The following is a 19,363-nucleotide window of genomic DNA, read 5'->3' as shown; positions in this document are numbered from 1 at the left end:
CCGATGGAAGCCCATTGCGGGAGGACGACCCCTCAAGGTCAGCCGTTTGACCGCTAAGCTTGAACCGGGCGGCGCCATTGGCCCCGCCTTCTACAGAGTGAGTGTAATGGCCAAGAAAATTACGGGCTATATCAAGCTCCAGGTGCCCGCTGGAGCCGCCAACCCCTCGCCGCCTATCGGCCCTGCCCTGGGTCAGCGCGGCGTGAACATCATGGAATTCTGCAAGGCGTTCAACGCGGCGACCGAGAAGGAGCAGAAGGGTACGCCCCTGCCCACGATCATCACCGTCTACGCTGACCGCAGCTTCTCCTTCGTCACCAAGAAGCCGCCGGCAACCTATCTCATCAAGCAGGCCGTGAACCTCAAGTCCGGCTCCAAGGAGCCCGGCAAGGTCTCCGCCGGCAAGATCACGCGTGCCCAGCTCGCCGAGATCGCCGAAGCGAAGATGGTCGACCTCAATGCCAACGACATCGAGGCCGCGACGAAGATCATCGAAGGCAGCGCCCGCGCGATGGGCCTGACCGTGGTGGAGGGCTAAGAACATGGCAAAGCTGACCAAGAAGGCCAAGGCAATGGCCGCCGCAGTCGATGCGAACAAGCTGCACGGCGTCGATGAAGCCATCGCGCTCATCAAGAAGAACGCCACCGCCAAGTTCGACGAGACCGTCGAAGTCGCGATGAACCTGGGCGTCGATCCGCGTCACGCCGACCAGATGGTCCGTGGCGTCGTCACCCTGCCCGCCGGCACCGGCAAGGACGTGCGCGTTGCCGTCTTCGCCCGCGCCGACAAGGCGGATGCCGCCAAGGCAGCCGGCGCCGAGATCGTGGGCGCCGAGGATCTGCTCGAGCACATCCAGAACGGCAATTTCGACTTCGACCGCGTGATCGCGACGCCCGACATGATGGGTCTGGTCGGTCGCCTCGGTAAGGTGCTGGGTCCCAAGGGCCTGATGCCGAACCCGAAGCTCGGCACCGTCACGCCGAACGTCGCTGAAGCCGTGAAGGCTGCCAAGGGCGGCCAGATCGAGTTCCGCGTCGAGAAGGCCGGTATCATCCACGCCGGTCTCGGCAAGGCCAGCTTCACCGAAGCCGACCTGCGCAAGAACTTCGACGCCTTCGTCGATGCCATTGTGAAGGCCAAGCCCTCGGGCTCGAAGGGCAAGTATGTCCGCAAGATCGCTCTGTCGTCCTCGATGGGCCCGGGCGTAAAGGTGGACGTGGCTCAGGTCGCCTCGGCCTGATCTCACCCAATTCTAAAAACGCCCCGCCCGGTATCCACCGCGGCGGGGCTTTTTTATTGCCCGATGTTATGATCTGAATTGGCGGTGTGATTAGGCGTTTGTTCGTAAAGCGCCTGTTAACCCTGCGATGGCATTGCTTGGCGAGGCACGCGACGATAGAACTCAGATGAAAAACAGGGAAATTGGGGTGAAGAAGCGACATCCAACTGCTGGACAGGATGCCTATGACCGGGTGTCGAAACAGCTCAATCTGGCGGTTCGCCTTCTCGGCTTCTGGATCGCTCTTGTCAGCCTGTTCTTCCTCTTTCAGGCGCTCGATTATCGCGGGTTGATCGCGCGACTGGCCGAATGGCAGTTTCTTCATTTCGATCGTTACTGGCCCACCCTGACCTTCGTCGCGGTGACGGCATTGTTCTCTGCGCCGCTCATCGCTGCGGTGTGGCTGCTGCGCACGCGCCAGCGCCGCACCGAATCCTTCGGCCCTGCCCGGCAGGACGATCTGCGCATCGTTAAGGGACGCCTCGCTCGCCTCCAGGGCTTTTTCGCCGGCGTTTGCGTTGGCAGCCTGCTTGCAGCGGTCATTGTGCTGATCCTGCGGCTGCAATTGCCATCCGATGAGGGCACCCCACGCAGCATCGTCGTCGGCTCGCCCGATGCGATCGCGCCGGTGGAAGGCCGCGCCGTCATCACGGGCAGCATCGATCTGCGCGAGACGGCGCAGTTCAATGAGGATCTGCTGCTGGTCAAGCGCTCGCTCTATTTCGCGCCGGTTCGTTCCGGGCCGGACGATCGCTCGCCGCTGCGCTACTTTGTCGAGGTGCGGCGCAACGATGTGCCGGAAGGCTATCATCCCATCACCTTCCCCAAGGATGAGGACCTGGTGCGCGTCTGGCGGTTCCGCCTCTCGCACCTCGTCTTCACGCCCTATCTCGACGGCGTTCTGCGGCGCGAGGCCCTGCCGGGCGAGATCGTCAACCTGTATCGGCATGCGGGTTATGACGTCGAAGACGATAATTTCGTGCTGTTCAGCGGGCTCGACAAGCTGACGTGGCGCTACAACGTCCTTGCCGCCGAATTCGGGATTTCGGCTCTCATTTCCGGCCTTGCCGCCTTCATCTTCGGCCGCCGCCGCCGCCGGGTGAAGCAGCGGATGGAGGACGAAATCGAGGCCTCCCGCACGGCACAGGCGCCCGCCTGACCGCGCTTTCTTAATGCCGCGCTAACTCAATCTCGAAACCGCTTCTTGGGTGAGTCGGGGTGATGATGCGGCATGATTGGCATCCATCTCGAATTCGGTAGCATCATGGCGGCAATGGCATCCATTGCCGTCGCGCTGAGCAACCCGTTCACGGATCACCAGAACATCCAGAAGGAAGCCGCCGCAAACATCGCTGTGCCGGAGGCCGCAGTTCTGGATGCCCCGGCCATCCAACTACCTGCCAACACCGTGCAGCGCCATGCCGACGGCCTCTTCTATGTCGAGGCGAAGGCCAATGGCCACTCGATCCGCTTCGTGGTGGATACCGGCGCGACGGTCGTCGTGCTCAATCGGGCCGACGCGGCCAAGCTCGGCCTGACTTATGAGAGCCTGCCCGGTCGCGCACAGATGCGCACCGTCAACGGATCGTCCGCGATGCGCTGGGCGAAGATCGAGCGGATGGAAATGGCGGGCAAGCGCATCGAGCAGATCAGCGCCGCCGTGGTCGATGGCGCCCTGCCGGTTTCGCTGATGGGCCAGAATGCGCTGCAGCAACTCGGCACCGTCACCCTGAGCGGCGACACCTTGACGATCCACTGAACCGGGCTTCCCAGCCAGACCGATCCCGCCGCGCAATCGGCAAAGAAAAGGCCAGCCCCCCCGGACTGGCCTTTTCAGCGGGAAACGCGTGTGAAGCCGGCCATCAGCTGGCGGCGAAGGTAACCTTCACCGGATTGCGGCGACGCATCATCGTGCCGGCCAGACCGAAGCCCGCGATCATCAGCGCCCAGGTCGACGGCTCGGGAACCGAACCGAACACCGGCGGCACAAAATCGGGCAAGGGAATGGGAATGCCAGGGATGAACCCGCCGCCACCGCCCGTACCACCAGTGGGCGGCGTGAAGGAGGCCATGGAGGGCTCCAGCGACGGCTGCGTCACGATCAGCGGGCTGTTGAGGTTCGATACGAAATCGGCAGCTTCCGGCTCGGCGAAGAAGGCGGTCGGCGCGACCGGCGACTTGTTCGGCGCCGCGGTCGGCTTCTGCGCGAATGGGCTGCTGCCCTGGTTGCGAGAACGGCCAGGACCGCAATCGGCGCGATTGACCAGCTGGGTCAGGTCACCCTTTGAATTGACGAATTCGGGCGCGCAGCCATCGCGAAGATAGCCCATGATCGCGGAGCGCAGCGACGTCTCTTCCGGCGCGGGCACGGCGACGAACGCCGAGGCGAACTCAGGGATGGTGAACATCCGGCGCTCATTGTGCGGCGCGGCTGCGATCAAGGCGCTGGCCACCACGGCCAGACCGATCAAAGCTCGGTGCCGTTCAATTTCACGGCGCGCCCAACGGAGCGAGTCTGTCGATAAGCTTTCCATGAACCCGTGCTAAACCTGCGGTGGAAAGAATTAAAGCGCTTTAACCTTCTTTTCCCACGTCTTAACCACCTTTGCGCAGATGGCCGACAGACGTTGCCAAAGGGTCACAAATTAGGCGCCCACCGCCCTCCCCGGCTCCCTCGCCGTGGCCGGAATCGGAAACGGCTTGCTTTTCACCGCCGTCGCGCCTATCGGGCCTTCGCTCACCGGGCCCGTCCCGGTGCACCGTCCGAGACAGCTGGTGATGGGATCTGCCCATCTTAATGCCCAGCCGAGACGGGGAAAAGTTCTTGCCGGACGGCGCTCCGCTTCGATGCGCAGCTCAATCCGGGTCTGTCCGCACTCTCGTGCTGGACCAGTCAACCCTTCCCCTCGGACTGCTTCGCCGCATGCGGCCCATCTCGGGTCGTGCGCGGCACATGTGTGAACGCGGCCGGGCCTTCCGGGCCTTGCCGCAGAGGAGAATGGCATGGATCGCAATGAAAAGACCGAGGTCGTTTCCGCGCTTCACGAATCTCTGAAGGAAATGGGCGTGGTCGTCGTGACCCGCAATCTGGGCCTCAGCGTGGCTCAGTCGACCCAGCTCCGTCAGAAGATGCGCGATGCGGGTGCGACCTACAAGGTAACGAAGAACCGCCTTGCCAAGATCGCCATCAAGGACACCGATTATGCCAGCATCGAAGAGATGCTGGTTGGACCGGTGGGCCTGGCGACGTCTTCCGATCCGGTTGCGGCTGCAAAGGTCGCGATCGATTTCGCCAAGACGAACGACAAGCTGGAGATCGTCGGCGGCGCCATGGGCACTACGCTCCTGGACGCCAATGGCATCAAGGCGCTGGCTTCGATGCCGTCGCTCGACCAGATGCGCGCAACGCTGATCGGCCTCATTCAGGCCCCGGCGACCAAGCTCGCAGTCGTCACCAAGGAACCGGCCGCGCAGCTCGCGCGCGTCTTCAACGCTTATGCCACCAAGGATGCTGCCTGATCTTCAGGCCGCCTCCCCGGCAGACAGTTGCAATCAATTGACTTGGGCCAGACCCGGCCCCGCTAGAAAATGGAGTGAATTACATGGCTGATATCAACTCGCTCGTCGACCAGCTCTCCGCGCTGACCGTTCTCGAAGCTGCTGAGCTGTCGAAGGCTCTCGAAGAGAAGTGGGGCGTTTCCGCTGCAGCCGCAGTCGCGGTTGCTGCGCCCGCCGGTGGCGCCGGTGGCGATGCCCCCGCTGCTGAAGAGAAGACCGAGTTCGACGTGATCCTCGTCAACGACGGTGGCAAGAAGATCAACGTCATCAAGGAAGTCCGCGCCATCACCGGTCTCGGCCTGACGGAAGCCAAGGCGCTCGTCGAAGGCGCGCCGAAGGCTGTGAAGGAAGGCGTGAACAAGGCGGAATCCGAAGAGCTGAAGAAGAAGCTCGAGGAAGCCGGCGCGACCGTCGAGATCAAGTAAACTTGATGGGAGGGGAGCGGCCCGGCCGTTCCCGCCCGACAAAAAGAAGCGCGTCCGGAGCGATCCGGGCGCGCTTCTTTTTTGCGTTTGAGGGATCGTCGCGTGGATCAGGCGTGATCGATGGGCGCCCGGAGGCCGATCAACGGCGTGTGGCAGCCTCGGCCTTCATCGCCTCGATGGCTTCGCGCAGCGTCGGGTAGCGCGCCCGGTCGCCTTCCTCCCGGGCAGCGGAGCGCTCGGCCCGTCCATAGTCGGTCAGGGCCAATGGCCCCTGCCGCCCGCGCATTCCCAGCCGCCAGAAGAGCAGACTGGCCAGCAGCACCAGGCCGGCGATGAAGCCGATCTGCTGCCACGGCGCGGAAAGATATTGCGCCAGACCGAGGCCCTCGGCTTTGCCCTGCGTGCGCTGCAAGGTCGGCCCAGCCGGCCCGGCGCCCATCGGCACTGCGGACAGCGCGATCGGCACGGGTGGCCCATCCGCGCTATTCATGGCAGGCGCCGCGGCAGCGCTCTCATTGGCCGGCGCGACATCCTGCGCCAGAGCCACCGCCTTTGAACCAGAGTCCAGCAACTCGGGCCGCGCCTTGCGCACATCCTCATAGGAGCGCGCCAAGGGATCGCGGCTCTCCGGGCGATAGGCTGGCAATTCGCTCACCGGCCGCGCGAGGCGGTCGCGCGACTCCGGCCGCGCGGAGGGCTGGGCCAGTCGGTCCCGGCTCTCGGGCCGCACCTCATTGGCGATCAGCATCGGCGCCCGCACCTGATTATCCTGCCCGAAGGCAGCCGGGAGCAGCAGGCTGGTGAGCTTCTGGAGATCGAGAAGGCTGGAGCTTGCCCGGGCAAACGCAGTTTCCGCTTGCCCTGCCGCCGGACTCACGGCGAGAAGGCAGGCGAGCGACGCCATCCCTGGAAAGACAACAGGCAATCTCATTATGACCCCACCGACCCATTTCGGGACAGACTGCGATCAGCATATCGTCGCGCCAATGTAAAGCGTGAGGGACAAAAGGCGCCCTGTGCCGCCCGATCCTTGCGCCGACACGTGCGGCCTGCGCCAGCCGATTATCGAAGGGACACATCATCATGGCCGAGACATCTTCTCTGACCACGACGAACAATGACGACCTCAAAGCGCTGGTGCGGACCGTCCCGGACTATCCGATTCCCGGCATCCAGTTTCGCGACGTTTCGACCCTGTTGCTGGATGGCGAGGGCTTTCGGGCGACGATCGACCGGATCGCGGCATTGGTCGATCCAGCGCAGGTCGACCTCATCGCCGGCATCGAGGCGCGCGGGTTCATCGTCGCAGCCGGACTCTCCTACAAGCTCGGCAAGGGCAAGCTGATGCTGCGCAAGTCCGGCAAGCTGCCCGGCGCGACGGTCGGCATTGATTATGCGCTCGAATATGGCACCGACCGGATCGAGATGCATCAGGGCGCCGTGCGGCCGGGGCAACGGGTGCTGCTGGTGGACGACCTGCTGGCGACCGGCGGGACCGCGCTCGCCGGCGCCGCCTTGCTGCGGGGCGAAGGTGCCATTGTCGATCAGGCGGCGTTCGTCATCGACCTGCCCGAGCTGGGCGGCGCGGCGCGCCTCAGGGACGTGGGCATCACACCCCTCTCCCTCATCACCTTTGAGGGGCATTGAGACGCATGCGCATCCTGATGCTCGCCGCCCTGCCGGAAGAGGCCGATGCCTTCCTGCCGGATGCGGGGGACAGGCTGGACGGCGACTGGCCGCTGGTGCGCCGCGTCGACACCGGGCGCCATCTGGTGCACATCGCGACGACCGGGATCGGCAAGGTCAACATCGCCGCGGCCGCCGCGCGGCTGCACGCGATCTACGATGCGGACATGCTGATGATCCTCGGGACGGCCGGCAAGCTGAGCGCCCTCGCCGGCGATTGCTTCTGGCTCGCCCGCGCCGTCCAGCATGATTATGGCGCGCGTCGCCCGGATGCCTTCGTGCACTACCCCGCTGGCGCCTGGCCAATGGGGCCGGCAAATGTCACGCCTTATGCGGCCATGCCCGATCCCGGCAGCGCCCTGCCCCATGCTTGCATCGCCAGCGGTGACGCATTCATCGAGGATGGCGCCTATGCGGCCCATCTCGTCGCTGCGCTGGATGCCGACATCGTCGACATGGAAACCGCGGCCGTCGCCCAATATGCCGCCCAGTGCGGCCTCCCCTGGGGCGGCATCAAGGCGGTGACGGACGATGCCAATCCCGACAGTGCCGGGGATTTCCACGCCAACCTCCGCGCCGCCTCTCGCCGGGCCGCGCTTGCCATGGAACGGGTGCTCGACCTGCTTTGACCTCGCCGGACAACACGCTAGATTGCGCCGACTGCATCGCCCCAACACAGAGAGACATGATGGCTCATTTTGCTGCTTCCCCCCTCCTCCTCGCCGCCACCGGCCTCTGCCTGGCCTTGCAGGGCTGCGGCGCCAAGGCCCCGGCGGGGCCGATGCCCACGCCCGAGCCCTTCGCCGAGGCGATCCTCTATGATGGCCAGGGCAACCGCACCGGTGTCGCGACGCTGGTGCCGGAAGACGGCCATATGCGCGGCAGCGTCGAGGTGACGCGCGGGCTGACGCCGGGTGCGCACGGGATGCACATTCACGCCATCGGCAAATGCACCCTGCCCGATTTCGTATCGGCCGGCGGCCACCTCAACCCCGAGAGCAAGCAGCACGGCACTGAGAACCCGCAAGGCCCCCATGCCGGCGACCTGCCGATGGTCACCGCTGACGCACGCGGCGCTGCCAGGGTAACGTTCATGGCGCACACCAACATGGCAACCTTGCTGGACGACGATGGCGCGGCGCTGGTGATCCACGCGGACGCCGACGACATGCGCACCGACCCCACTGGCAACAGCGGCGGCCGGGTGATGTGCGGCGTGTTCTACCGCAAGGAATCCTGATCGCAGATCGGGTTCGTCGCCGACCACCAACGCCGCAAAGGCATTGCAGCGGGCCGCAAGCCCCTTGCAATGCCGCGCGATGGCCTTATATCGCTGGTCATTCGGATTGGTCGGGCATCTGCCCGCCAGTCGCCTTCCGCTACCCGGGCAAGCATGACGCGTTGCGCACGACATGCATCACATATGGGGTGACGGCGAGGTTCATATGACGCTCAAGTGCGGATCGGACAGCCCCGGCCCGCACTTTTTTGCGTGCTCGCAGCCCTCGAATCGAGGTGCGCAGCCGCAGCAAAAGGCTGAATTTTCGCTGCAATGCGAAAAATATTATCGGGACCACAACACGCAGGAAGGTCAGGTATCTCTGGCATGGCAACCAAGGCTCTCCCCATCAAGCCCGGCGAAAGCGCCACCAAGCGTATCCGCAAGGTGTTCGGCAACATCCACGAGGTCGTGGAAATGCCGAACCTCATCGAGGTTCAGCGCGAAAGCTATGAGCAGTTCCTGCGGTCCAATCCCGCAATCGGCTATGTGTCCGGCCTTGAGAAGACGCTGCGCAGCGTCTTCCCGATCCGTGACTTTGCCGGCACGGCCGAGCTGGACTTCGTCCACTATGAGCTGGAAGATCCCAAGTACGACACCGAGGAATGCCGTCAGCGCGGCATCACCTACGCCGCGCCGATGCGCGTCACCCTCCGCCTGATTGTCTTCGAAGTCGATCAGGACACCGAGACCCGCTCGGTTCTCGATATCAAGGAGCAGGATGTCTACATGGGCGACATGCCGCTCATGACCGGCAACGGCACCTTCATCGTCAATGGCACCGAGCGCGTCATCGTGTCCCAGATGCACCGCTCGCCGGGCGTCCTGTTCGACCATGACCGTGGCAAGACCCACTCTTCCGGCAAGTATCTCTTCGCCGCTCGCGTGATCCCGTATCGCGGCTCCTGGCTCGACTTCGAGTTCGACGCCAAGGACATCGTGAACGTGCGTATCGACCGCAAGCGCAAGCTACCGGTCACTGCCCTGCTCTTCGCGCTTGGCCTGAACAGCGAGGAAATCCTCGGCGAGTTCTACAACAAGGTCACCTACGTGCGCGGCGAGAATGGCTGGCAGATCCCCTATACGGCGGACGCCTGGCGCGGCCTCAAGCCCACCTTCGACATCATCGACGCCAAGACCGGCGAAGTGGTGTTCGCAGCCGGGCAGAAGATCAGCCCGCGTGCGGCGCTGAAGGCTGCCAAGGACGGCCTGGAAGCGCTCGTGATCCCGACCGAGGAAGTCTATGGCCGCTACAGCGCCTATGACCTCATCAACGAGAGCACCGGCGAGATCTACATCGAAGCCGGCGACGAGGTCTCGCCCGAGAACCTCGCCAAGCTGGATGCGGCAGGCATCGACCGCCTCGAACTGCTCGACATCGACCATGTGAATACGGGTCCGTGGATCCGCAACACGCTCAAGGTCGACAAGGCCGAGGACCGCGACCACGCGCTCTCGGACATCTACCGCGTGATGCGCCCCGGCGAGCCGCCGACGCGCGAGACCGCCGAAGCCCTGTTCGAAGGCCTGTTCTTCGACGGCGAGCGCTATGACCTCTCGGCCGTGGGCCGCGTGAAGCTGAACATGCGCCTTGGCCTCGACGCCGAGGACACCATCACGACGCTGCGCCGCGAGGACATCCTCGCCGTGGTCAAGGAGCTGGTAAACCTCAAGGACGGCAAGGGCGAGATCGACGACATCGACAATCTCGGCAACCGCCGCGTGCGTTCGGTGGGCGAGCTGCTGGAGAACCAGTATCGAGTCGGCCTGCTCCGCATGGAGCGCGCCGTGAAGGAGCGCATGTCCAGCGTCGACGTCTCGACGGTGATGCCGAACGACCTCATCAACGCCAAGCCCGCCGTGGCCGCAGTGCGCGAGTTCTTCGGCTCCTCGCAGCTCTCGCAGTTCATGGACCAGACCAACCCGCTCTCCGAAATCACGCACAAGCGCCGCGTTTCGGCCTTGGGCCCGGGTGGTCTCACCCGTGAGCGCGCCGGCTTCGAGGTTCGCGACGTTCACCCGACCCATTATGGCCGTATCTGCCCGATTGAGACGCCGGAAGGCCCGAACATCGGTCTGATCAACTCGCTGGCGAGCTTCTCGCGCGTCAACAAGTACGGCTTCATCGAGACACCGTATCGCAAGGTCATCGACAACAAGGTGACGGACGAGGTCGTGTACCTCTCCGCCATGGAAGAGGCCAAGCACACGATCGCGCAGGCCAACGCCGAAGTGAACCCGGACGGCACCTTCGCCGAGGATCTCATCTCCGCCCGTGAGGCAGGCGAGTTCCTGATGGCGCCCCGCGACCACATCACGCTGATGGACGTCAGCCCCAAGCAGCTCGTTTCGGTTGCCGCATCGCTCATTCCCTTCCTGGAAAACGATGACGCCAACCGCGCGCTCATGGGATCGAACATGCAGCGTCAGGCCGTGCCGCTCGTGCAGGCCGAGGCGCCGTTCGTCGGCACCGGCATGGAAGAGACGGTTGCGCGCGACTCCGGCGCCGCCATCGCGGCCAAGCGCTCGGGCATCGTCGATCAGGTTGACGCCACCCGCATCGTGATCCGCGCCACCGAAGAGATCGAGGCCGGCAAGTCCGGCGTCGACATCTACACGCTGATGAAGTTCCAGCGCTCCAACCAGGACACCTGCATCAACCAGCGTCCGCTGGTGAAGGTGGGCGAGCATGTGAAGGCTGGCGACGTGATCGCCGACGGTCCCTCGACCGAGCTGGGCGAACTGGCCCTGGGCCGCAACAGCCTCGTCGCGTTCATGCCCTGGAATGGCTACAACTACGAAGACTCCATCCTGATCTCCGAGCGGATCGTTAAGGACGACGTCTTCACCTCGATCCACATCGAGGAGTTCGAGGTGATGGCCCGCGACACCAAGCTCGGGCCGGAAGACATCACCCGCGACATCCCGAACGTCGGCGAGGAAGCCCTGCGCAACCTCGACGAGGCTGGCATTGTCTACATCGGCGCCGAGGTGGAGCCGGGCGATATTCTCGTCGGCAAGATCACGCCCAAGGGTGAAAGCCCGATGACGCCGGAAGAGAAGCTCCTCCGCGCCATCTTCGGTGAGAAGGCCAGCGACGTGCGCGACACCTCGCTTCGCCTGCCGCCGGGCGTTGCCGGCACGATCGTCGAGGTGCGCGTGTTCAACCGTCACGGCATCGACAAGGACGAGCGCGCGATGGCCATCGAGCGCGAGGAAATCGACCGTCTCGCCAAGGACCGCGAGGACGAGCGCGCAATCCTCAATCGCGCAACCTTCAACCGCCTGCGCGAGATGCTGGTCGGCCAGACGGCCACGGCAGCACCCAAGGGCGTCAAGAAGGGTGTCGACATCACCGAGGAGCTGCTCTCCGAGGTCGAGCGTCACGAGTGGTGGAAGTTCGCGGTTGCGGACGATGCCCGCCAGTCGCAGCTCGAAGCGGTCAAGACGCAGTATGACGAGGCCGTGAAGGTCATCGTCGAGAAGTTCGAGGACCGTGTCGAGAAGCTGCAGCGCGGCGACGAGCTGCCCCCGGGCGTGCTCAAGATGGTCAAGGTCTTCGTCGCGGTGAAGCGCAAGCTGCAGCCGGGCGATAAGATGGCCGGCCGTCACGGCAACAAGGGCGTCATCTCGCGCATCCTGCCGGTCGAGGACATGCCGTTCCTGGAGGATGGCACCCCGGTCGACATCGTGCTCAATCCGCTGGGCGTGCCGTCGCGCATGAACGTCGGGCAGATCTTCGAGACGCACCTTGGTTGGGCCGCCCGCGGCCTTGGCCAGCAGATCAAGCATGCCCTGCGCGACTGGCGCGAGGCCAACCCGAACGCGACCGGCGGTGAAATGCCGGAAGCGGTGAAGGAGCGTCTGCTGACCGTCTATGGCGAGGATTATGCGGACGAGATCAAGTCCCGCTCGGCTGAGCAGGTCATCGAGCTTGCTTCCAACCTCGTGACCGGCGTTCCGATCGCAACACCGGTGTTCGACGGTGCGCGTGAAGCCGACGTTTCCGCTATGCTGCAGCTGGCAGGGCTCGATACGTCGGGCCAGTCCACGCTCTATGACGGCCGGACCGGTGACGCGTTCGACCGCAAGGTGACGGTGGGCATCATCTACATGCTCAAGCTGCACCACCTTGTGGACGACAAGATCCACGCCCGTTCCATCGGCCCCTACAGCCTCGTCACCCAGCAGCCGCTGGGCGGTAAGGCCCAGTTCGGTGGTCAGCGCTTCGGTGAGATGGAGGTCTGGGCACTGCAGGCTTATGGTGCAGCCTACACGCTGCAGGAAATGCTCACGGTCAAGTCCGACGACGTGGTCGGCCGTACCAAGGTCTATGAGGCGATCGTCAAGGGTGACGACACCTTCGAGGCCGGCATTCCGGAAAGCTTCAACGTGCTCGTGAAGGAAATGCGCTCGCTCGGCCTCAATGTTGAGCTGGCGGCGCTGGAAGACCTCTCCGACAGCGATGGCGACGACGAACTGCCCGAGGCGGCGGAATAAATCATGGAAGCCCCTCCCCTTCAGGGGAGGGGTTGGGGTGGGGCCTGGCGCTCAGTTTGCTGCGCGACACCCACCCCCTTCCCCTCCCTTGAAAGGGAGGGGCGAACCAAGTTTACGAGGAAGGGTATCAACCCATGAACGAACTGACCACCTTCGCCAATCCGATGGCCAAGCCGGAAACCTTCGACCAGATCCAGATCGGCATTGCGTCGCCTGAGCGCATCCGCAGCTGGTCCTTCGGCGAGATCAAGAAGCCGGAGACGATCAACTATCGCACGTTCAAGCCCGAGCGTGACGGCCTGTTCTGCGCGCGCATCTTCGGCCCGATCAAGGACTATGAGTGCCTGTGCGGCAAGTACAAGCGCATGAAGTATAAGGGCATCGTCTGCGAAAAGTGCGGCGTGGAAGTGACCGTTTCCAAGGTCCGCCGCGAGCGCATGGGCCATATCGAGCTGGCCGCGCCGGTTGCCCACATCTGGTTCCTCAAGTCGCTGCCTTCGCGCATCGGCCTGCTGCTCGACATGCAGCTCAAGCAGCTTGAGCGCGTCCTCTACTTCGAGAGCTACATCGTCATCGAGCCGGGCCTCACCCCGCTGGAGAAGTATCAGCTTCTCAATGAGGACGAGCTGGTCGAGGCGCAGGACGAATATGGCGAGGACGCCTTCTCCGCCGGCATCGGTGCCGAGGCGGTCAAGCAGATGCTCATGGACCTCGATCTCGAGGGCGAGCAGAAGGCGCTGATGGAAGAGCTGGCGACAACCAAGTCGGAGCTCAAGCCCAAGAAGATCATCAAGCGCCTCAAGGTCGTGGAAAGCTTCATCGATTCCGGCAACCGCCCGGAATGGATGATCCTCGACGTGGTGCCGGTCATTCCGCCGGAACTGCGCCCGCTGGTGCCGCTGGACGGCGGCCGCTTCGCGACCTCGGACCTCAACGATCTCTACCGTCGCGTCATCAACCGCAACAACCGCCTGAAGCGCCTGATGGAGCTGCGTGCGCCGGACATCATCGTTCGCAACGAAAAGCGCATGCTTCAGGAAGCCGTTGACGCCCTGTTCGACAACGGCCGTCGCGGCCGCGTCATCACCGGCGCCAACAAGCGTCCGCTCAAGTCGCTCTCCGACATGCTCAAGGGTAAGCAGGGCCGCTTCCGCCAGAACTTGCTCGGCAAGCGCGTCGACTATTCCGGTCGTTCGGTCATCGTGACCGGTCCGGAGCTCAAGCTGCACCAGTGCGGCCTGCCCAAGAAGATGGCGCTCGAGTTGTTCAAGCCGTTCATCTACGCCCGCCTCGACGCCAAGGGTCTCTCCATGACCCTCAAGCAGGCGAAGAAATGGGTCGAGAAGGAGCGCAAGGAAGTCTGGGACATCCTCGATGAGGTGATCCGCGAGCACCCTGTGCTGCTGAACCGCGCCCCGACGCTCCACCGCCTCGGCATTCAGGCGTTCGAGCCCGTGCTGATCGAGGGCAAGGCCATCCAGCTGCACCCGCTGGTCTGCGCCGCGTTCAACGCCGACTTCGACGGTGACCAGATGGCCGTTCACGTTCCGCTGAGCCTTGAGGCCCAGCTGGAAGCGCGCGTGCTGATGATGTCCACCAACAACATCCTCTCGCCCGCTAACGGCAAGCCGATCATCGTGCCCTCGCAGGACATGGTGCTGGGTATCTATTATCTGTCGATGGAGCTGGCCGGCGAGCCGGGCGAAGGCATGATCCTCGCCGACATGCAGGAGGTCCACCAGGCCCTCTTCGCCAAGGCGGTGACGCTGCACAGCAAGATCATCAGCCGCGTGCCGCAGACGGACGAGAATGGCGAGACCTACATGCGCCGCGTGGAAACCACGCCGGGCCGTATGCTGATCGGCGAGTGCCTCCCCAAGAGCCACAAGGTGCCGTTCGACGCCGTCAACCGCCTGCTCACCAAGAAGGACGTGGGCGACGTGATCGACGAGGTCTATCGTCACACCGGCCAGAAGGACACGGTGCTGTTTGCCGACGCCATCATGGCGCTGGGCTTCCGCCACGCGTTCCAGGCGGGCATCTCGTTCGGCAAGGACGACATGATCATTCCGGACAGCAAGGTGGCTCTGGTCGATGAGACCAAGGCGCTGGTGGCCGACTATGAGCAGCAGTATCAGGACGGCCTGATCACCCAGCAGGAAAAGTACAACAAGGTGATCGACGCCTGGTCGGGCTGCGGTGACCGTGTGGCCAACGCCATGATGGACGAGATTCGCTCGATGCCGCAGGACCCGGATACGGGCCGCCTGAAGCCGATCAACTCGATCTACATGATGAGCCACTCGGGTGCCCGTGGTTCCCCGGCGCAGATGAAGCAGCTGGCCGGTATGCGCGGCCTGATGGCCAAGCCGTCGGGCGAGATCATCGAAACGCCGATCATCTCGAACTTCAAGGAAGGCCTGACCGTCCTTGAATATTTCAACTCGACGCACGGCGCCCGTAAGGGTCTGGCCGACACGGCGCTCAAGACGGCGAACTCGGGTTACCTGACCCGCCGTCTGGTCGACGTCAGCCAGGACTGCACCATCGTCGAGGTGGATTGCGGCACGCAGAAGGCGCTGGAGATGAAGGCCATCATCCAGGGCGGCAGCGTGATCGCATCGCTCGGCGAGCGCGTGCTCGGTCGCACCACGGCCGAGGACATTGTGGACAGCAAGGATGGCTCGGTCATCGTTCCCGAGGGCGAGCTGCTGGACGAGGCGATGGTCGCGAAGATCGAGGCCATCGGCGTTCAGGCGGTCAAGATCCGTTCGCCGCTGATCTGCGAATCCAAGATGGGCGTGTGCGCCAAGTGCTACGGGCGTGACCTCGCCCGCGGTACGCCGGTGAACATCGGTGAGGCTGTCGGCGTGATCGCCGCCCAGTCGATCGGTGAGCCGGGCACGCAGCTGACGATGCGCACCTTCCACATCGGCGGTGCCGCCCAGCTCAACGAGCAGTCCAACCTTGAGGCCGTTTCCGACGGTTCGATCGAGTTGCGCGACATGCCGACCATCACGGACAAGCATGGCCGTAACCTGTCGCTGGCCCGCAATGGCGAACTGGCGATCATCGACGATGAAGGCCGCGAGCGTGCGGTCCATCGCCTGCCTTATGGTGCCGCCATCCTGTTCAAGCATGGCGCCAAGGTGAAGCAGGGCGACCGCATCGCCGAGTGGGATCCGTTCACGCAGCCGGTGATCACCGAGAAGCCGGGTATCGTGAAGTATCAGGACCTGATCGACGGCAAGACGCTGACCGAACAGGCGGACGAGGCCACCGGCATCACGCAGCGCGTGGTGACCGAATATCGTGCCCCGTCTCGCTCCAAGGACGATCTGCGTCCGCGCCTGACCCTGCTGGACGATGCCTCCGGCGAGGCAGCGCGTTACCTTCTGGCACCGGGCGCGACGCTCTCGGTCGAGGATGGCGCGCAGGTGCAGGCCGGTGACGTGCTGGCCCGTGTCTCCCGCGAGGCTGCCAAGACCCGCGACATCACGGGCGGTCTGCCGCGCGTGGCGGAGCTGTTCGAGGCGCGCAAGCCCAAGGACAATGCGATCATCGCACGGGTCTCGGGCCGCGTTCAGTTCCTCAAGGACTATAAGGCCAAGCGCAAGATCGCGATCCTCCCCGAGGATGGCGGCGAGCCGGTCGAGTATCTGATCCCCAAGAGCAAGGTGATCGACGTTCAGGAAGGCGACTACGTGAAGCGTGGCGACAACCTGATCGGCGGTTCGCCCGATCCCCACGACATTCTCGAAGTGCTCGGCATCGAGCCGCTTTCGGAATATATGGTCGCGGAGATCCAGGAGGTCTATCGACTGCAGGGCGTGAAGATCAACGACAAGCACATCGAGGTGATCGTTCGCCAGATGCTGCAGAAGGTTGAGATCACCGACGGCGGAGACACCACGCTGCTGGCAGGCGAGCAGGTCGATCGCGAGGAAATGGACGAAGTGAACGCCCGCCTCGCGCCCGGCCAGCAGCCGGCCTTCGGCAAGCCCGTGCTCCTCGGCATCACCAAGGCGTCGCTGCAGACCCGCAGCTTCATCTCGGCAGCCTCCTTCCAGGAAACGACCCGCGTCCTCACCGAGGCGGCCGTTCAGGGCAAGAAGGACACGCTGATCGGCCTCAAGGAGAATGTGATCGTCGGGCGTCTGATCCCGGCCGGCACCGGCTCCTCGATGAACCGGATGCGGATCGCCGCGAACAGCCGCGATGCTGCGCTCCGCGCCGCCATGCGGGCCGCCAACGAGGTTCACCTCGTGGCACCGCAGACCGCCGCAGAAGAGCATGAGGCCGAACTGCGCCAGCCCGTGGAAGCCGCCATCGGCGACGATCCGCTCGGCAAGGTGCAGGGTGAGGACTTCACCACCGAGGACATGAACTAAGCATCAGGTCCTTTCAGGAAGAAAATAGAGAGGCCCGCCGGAGCGATCCGGCGGGCCTTTTGCTTGGATGTCCGACGCGATATCCTGTGGCATCGACTCCCTTGGCCGCAGGACACATGATGCTGAAACTGAGGCTCTGCTGCCTTGCCCTAACCTTGGGCGCCCTCGCCCTCTCTGCCAGTGGCGCGCTGGGACAGACCAATCCCTATCAGGAGGATGCCCGTGCACTTCCGGGCATCATCGCGGAAACCTATGCCTATCCCGAGCGCCTTGCGGGTGGCGAATATCGCCTGCCCTCCCGGCTCCAGGCGGAAGCCGAGGCGGTGCGCGATGAGGATGGCCTCATCCGCCTTGCAGAACGCGCCCTCATGGTTCTCGCCGACCATCATGCAATCACGGGAGCCTCCTTCTCCAACAGCTGGGCGGTTTTCCCAAGCTATGGCGACCTGTGGATCGAGCGGCGCGGCGCTGGCTATCGTATCGAGCAGGTCCGGACCGGCAGCCCGGCGGAACAGGCCGGTGTGCAAGCCGGCGACGAACTGATCGCCATTGCCGGAACGCCTGTACAGGCAGCGGTCGACGCATTCTGGACCGACCTCGGCGTCGCGCCGGGCGAAGGCGATGCCGGCTATGCCGCGCGCGTGCTCGCGGCGGGCCGTCGCGACCGGCCGCGACAGCTGACCGTGAAGGCGGGCGGCAGGTCACCGCGCACGGTCGAACTGCCCAATCTGTACGCCCTCAAGCCTCAGGACATGCCGCCGCTTTCGGTCGCGGAGGACGCCCGCGGCGCGGCGATCATCCGTTTCCACGACTCCCTCGGTCGCGATGACACGATCCCAGCCTTCGATACGGCCATGGCAGCGCTGACGCCGGGCAAGCCGATCATCCTCGACCTGACCGACACAGCCAGCGGCGGCAATACCACGGTGGCGCGGGCGATCATGGGCTGGTTCGTCACCCAGCCCACCGCCTATCAAATTCACAACCTGCCCGTCGAACAGCGCGAGACAGGCATTGCGCGGCAGTGGATCGAGCAGGTGCTGCCACGGGCGGGGAAGCACCATGCCGGCCCCCTCAGTGTGCGGGTGTCACGCTGGACCGGGAGCATGGGCGAAGGCCTGGCGATTGGCCTGCATGCCATAGGCACGCGCGTGCAAGGCAGCAGGATGGCAGGGCTCCTGGGCGCGATCTACGATCATGCGTTGCCCAAATCCGGCGTGATCATCAAATTGCCGACCGAGCGGCTGTACGCTGTCGATGGGACGCCAAGGGAAGCGTTCCAGCCCGAGCCGGTCCCGATGGATACAGCGCGCTGAGGGTCAGCATTATGGGCGCGCGGCCAAGCCTGCGTCGGCGCTCCTTACAAAGAAAAAGGCCCCGGAAACCGGAGCCTTCCTCTGAAACCTTGGGTTGAGCCCGCTCAGTTCTTCTTGAGCGTGAGGCCACCGAAGCGCTTGTTGAACTGGGCCACGCGGCCGCCCTGATCGAGCTGGCGCTGACCGCCGGTCCATGCCGGGTGCGACGTCGGATCGATTTCCAGCGTCATCGTGTCGCCTTCCTTGCCCCAGGTCGAGCGGGTCTGGAAGCTGGTCCCGTCCGTCATCTGCACGGTGATGAGATGATACTCGGGATGCGTGTCTTTTTTCATGTGTCGGCTCCTGAAATGACCGGTTTCCGACCGGTCCGGGGCGTTAGGGAAGCGCGGCCCTTAGCGGGAAAGGGCTGGCTTGGCAAGGCTCCCCGGGGTTTGTGTCCCGCTCAGTCCTTCGGCGGATCGGCGATCATCGCGACGCAGTTTGTTTCTGCGCACAATTTGCCGTCGATGCTGGCCTTGCCGGAGAATTTGCAGACCGAACCGCGCAGCTGCGTGAACTCGACATGGAGGTCCAGCAGATGCCCCGGCTCGACAGGCGCACGGAACTTCGCGCCCTCGATGGTCATGAAATAAACGAGCTTGCCCGTGCCGGCGAGCCCGAGAGACTCGACGGCGAGGATACCGGCAGCCTGGGCAATCGCCTCGACGATGAGCACGCCCGGCATGATCGGACGCCCGGGGAAATGCCCCTGGAAGAACTGCTCGTTCATCGACACGGCCTTGACCGCGTGGATCGAGGTCTTGGGAACCATCGAGACCACACGGTCGACCAGCAGCAACGGGTAACGATGCGGCAAGGCTGCCAGCACGCCACGGATATCGAGTCCGCCGCTCTGTTCAGCCCCTGCGCTTTCCGCTTCGCTCATCGG

The 19,363-nt window shown here is 64.2% G+C and carries 16 protein-coding genes; 12 read left to right on the top strand and 4 right to left on the bottom strand.

The genetic code is table 11. The features are described 5' to 3' along the window. Positions 1-106: 106 nt before the first annotated feature. The 4 genes from rplK (at position 107) to M2332_RS01365 (ending at position 3,039) form a co-directional block, all read left to right on the top strand. Positions 107-538 (top strand): 50S ribosomal protein L11, encoded by a 432-nt coding sequence (rplK, locus tag M2332_RS01380; RefSeq protein WP_181559478.1) that lies wholly within the window; start codon positions 107-109, stop codon positions 536-538. 4 nt (positions 539-542) lie between these two features. Beyond that, positions 543-1,241, top strand: a complete 699-nt coding sequence (gene rplA, locus M2332_RS01375) for a 50S ribosomal protein L1 (protein ID WP_181559477.1) — start codon at positions 543-545, stop codon at positions 1,239-1,241. A 166-nt stretch (positions 1,242-1,407) separates the two neighbouring features. Next, positions 1,408-2,439, top strand: coding sequence for a hypothetical protein (locus M2332_RS01370; RefSeq protein WP_264572659.1), 1,032 nt, complete (start codon positions 1,408-1,410; stop codon positions 2,437-2,439). A gap of 72 nt (positions 2,440-2,511) precedes the next feature. Next, positions 2,512-3,039 carry a TIGR02281 family clan AA aspartic protease gene (locus M2332_RS01365; protein WP_264572658.1) on the top strand — a complete coding sequence of 176 codons (528 nt, stop codon included), beginning with the start codon at positions 2,512-2,514 and terminating at the stop codon, positions 3,037-3,039. Positions 3,040-3,142: 103 nt separating this feature from the next. Here the strand turns inward: M2332_RS01365 and M2332_RS01360 are convergent, their stop codons facing one another. After that, complete coding sequence (locus M2332_RS01360) at positions 3,143-3,733, bottom strand: PEPxxWA-CTERM sorting domain-containing protein (protein ID WP_264572657.1); 591 nt, start codon at positions 3,731-3,733, stop codon at positions 3,143-3,145. 550 nt (positions 3,734-4,283) lie between these two features. On the opposite strand from M2332_RS01360, the gene rplJ reads away from it, so the two are divergent. Together rplJ and rplL are read left to right on the top strand one after the other, a co-directional pair. Then, positions 4,284-4,799 (top strand): 50S ribosomal protein L10, encoded by a 516-nt coding sequence (gene rplJ / locus M2332_RS01355; RefSeq protein WP_181559473.1) that lies wholly within the window; start codon positions 4,284-4,286, stop codon positions 4,797-4,799. Positions 4,800-4,882: 83 nt separating this feature from the next. Then, positions 4,883-5,263 carry a 50S ribosomal protein L7/L12 gene (rplL, locus tag M2332_RS01350; RefSeq protein WP_181559472.1) on the top strand — a complete coding sequence of 127 codons (381 nt, stop codon included), beginning with the start codon at positions 4,883-4,885 and terminating at the stop codon, positions 5,261-5,263. Positions 5,264-5,402: 139 nt separating this feature from the next. Here rplL and M2332_RS01345 read toward each other — a convergent pair whose 3' ends face one another. After that, the gene (locus M2332_RS01345; protein ID WP_264572656.1) at positions 5,403-6,167 is read right to left on the bottom strand and encodes a hypothetical protein; all 765 of its coding nucleotides are present in this window, start codon (positions 6,165-6,167) and stop codon (positions 5,403-5,405) included. A 179-nt stretch (positions 6,168-6,346) separates the two neighbouring features. Between M2332_RS01345 and M2332_RS01340 the strand changes: the two genes are divergently transcribed. The 6 genes from M2332_RS01340 to M2332_RS01315 all read left to right on the top strand — a co-directional run bounded on the left by M2332_RS01340 (position 6,347) and on the right by M2332_RS01315 (position 18,435). Continuing rightward, on the top strand, positions 6,347-6,910 hold the full coding sequence (locus M2332_RS01340) for an adenine phosphoribosyltransferase (RefSeq protein WP_264572655.1): 564 nt from the start codon (positions 6,347-6,349) through the stop codon (positions 6,908-6,910). Between the two features lie 5 nt (positions 6,911-6,915). Continuing rightward, positions 6,916-7,578 carry a purine phosphorylase gene (locus tag M2332_RS01335; RefSeq protein WP_264572654.1) on the top strand — a complete coding sequence of 221 codons (663 nt, stop codon included), beginning with the start codon at positions 6,916-6,918 and terminating at the stop codon, positions 7,576-7,578. Between the two features lie 56 nt (positions 7,579-7,634). Beyond that, positions 7,635-8,189, top strand: coding sequence for a superoxide dismutase family protein (locus M2332_RS01330; protein ID WP_264572653.1), 555 nt, complete (start codon positions 7,635-7,637; stop codon positions 8,187-8,189). A gap of 366 nt (positions 8,190-8,555) precedes the next feature. Continuing rightward, a complete protein-coding gene (gene rpoB / locus M2332_RS01325; RefSeq protein WP_264572652.1) occupies positions 8,556-12,728 on the top strand; it encodes a DNA-directed RNA polymerase subunit beta in 4,173 nt (1,390 codons plus the stop codon). A gap of 134 nt (positions 12,729-12,862) precedes the next feature. After that, positions 12,863-17,119 carry a DNA-directed RNA polymerase subunit beta' gene (gene rpoC / locus M2332_RS01320; protein ID WP_181559466.1) on the top strand — a complete coding sequence of 1,419 codons (4,257 nt, stop codon included), beginning with the start codon at positions 12,863-12,865 and terminating at the stop codon, positions 17,117-17,119. Between the two features lie 116 nt (positions 17,120-17,235). Beyond that, a complete protein-coding gene (locus tag M2332_RS01315) occupies positions 17,236-18,435 on the top strand; it encodes a S41 family peptidase (protein ID WP_264572651.1) in 1,200 nt (399 codons plus the stop codon). 104 nt (positions 18,436-18,539) lie between these two features. Here M2332_RS01315 and rpmE read toward each other — a convergent pair whose 3' ends face one another. Both rpmE and fabZ read right to left on the bottom strand, forming a co-directional pair. After that, entirely contained in the window at positions 18,540-18,767 is a 228-nt protein-coding gene (gene rpmE / locus M2332_RS01310; protein ID WP_181559464.1) for a 50S ribosomal protein L31, read from the bottom strand. Positions 18,768-18,877: 110 nt separating this feature from the next. Further along, positions 18,878-19,360, bottom strand: a complete 483-nt coding sequence (fabZ, locus tag M2332_RS01305) for a 3-hydroxyacyl-ACP dehydratase FabZ (RefSeq protein WP_264572650.1) — start codon at positions 19,358-19,360, stop codon at positions 18,878-18,880. Between the last annotated feature and the right edge of the window lie 3 nt (positions 19,361-19,363).

This window comes from Sphingobium sp. B11D3A, from assembly GCF_025961695.1.
GTDB lineage: Bacteria > Pseudomonadota > Alphaproteobacteria > Sphingomonadales > Sphingomonadaceae > Sphingobium.
Note: the sequence above shows the minus strand (reverse complement) of the source record. Positions and strands in the feature narration are given on the sequence as shown.

What these genes read in the sequence shown, in the direction of transcription:
- rplK (WP_181559478.1), top strand. Translation starts at nt 107, where the DNA reads ATGGCCAAGAAAATTACGGGCTATATCAAGCTCCAGGTGCCCGCTGGA.
- rplA (WP_181559477.1), top strand. Translation starts at nt 543, where the DNA reads ATGGCAAAGCTGACCAAGAAGGCCAAGGCAATGGCCGCCGCAGTCGAT.
- M2332_RS01370 (WP_264572659.1), top strand. Translation starts at nt 1,408, where the DNA reads ATGAAAAACAGGGAAATTGGGGTGAAGAAGCGACATCCAACTGCTGGA.
- M2332_RS01365 (WP_264572658.1), top strand. Translation starts at nt 2,512, where the DNA reads ATGATTGGCATCCATCTCGAATTCGGTAGCATCATGGCGGCAATGGCA.
- rplJ (WP_181559473.1), top strand. Translation starts at nt 4,284, where the DNA reads ATGGATCGCAATGAAAAGACCGAGGTCGTTTCCGCGCTTCACGAATCT.
- rplL (WP_181559472.1), top strand. Translation starts at nt 4,883, where the DNA reads ATGGCTGATATCAACTCGCTCGTCGACCAGCTCTCCGCGCTGACCGTT.
- M2332_RS01345 (WP_264572656.1), bottom strand. Translation starts at nt 6,167, where the DNA reads ATGGCGTCGCTCGCCTGCCTTCTCGCCGTGAGTCCGGCGGCAGGGCAA.
- M2332_RS01340 (WP_264572655.1), top strand. Translation starts at nt 6,347, where the DNA reads ATGGCCGAGACATCTTCTCTGACCACGACGAACAATGACGACCTCAAA.
- M2332_RS01335 (WP_264572654.1), top strand. Translation starts at nt 6,916, where the DNA reads ATGCGCATCCTGATGCTCGCCGCCCTGCCGGAAGAGGCCGATGCCTTC.
- M2332_RS01330 (WP_264572653.1), top strand. Translation starts at nt 7,635, where the DNA reads ATGATGGCTCATTTTGCTGCTTCCCCCCTCCTCCTCGCCGCCACCGGC.
- rpoB (WP_264572652.1), top strand. Translation starts at nt 8,556, where the DNA reads ATGGCAACCAAGGCTCTCCCCATCAAGCCCGGCGAAAGCGCCACCAAG.
- rpoC (WP_181559466.1), top strand. Translation starts at nt 12,863, where the DNA reads ATGAACGAACTGACCACCTTCGCCAATCCGATGGCCAAGCCGGAAACC.
- M2332_RS01315 (WP_264572651.1), top strand. Translation starts at nt 17,236, where the DNA reads ATGATGCTGAAACTGAGGCTCTGCTGCCTTGCCCTAACCTTGGGCGCC.
- rpmE (WP_181559464.1), bottom strand. Translation starts at nt 18,767, where the DNA reads ATGAAAAAAGACACGCATCCCGAGTATCATCTCATCACCGTGCAGATG.
- fabZ (WP_264572650.1), bottom strand. Translation starts at nt 19,360, where the DNA reads ATGAGCGAAGCGGAAAGCGCAGGGGCTGAACAGAGCGGCGGACTCGAT.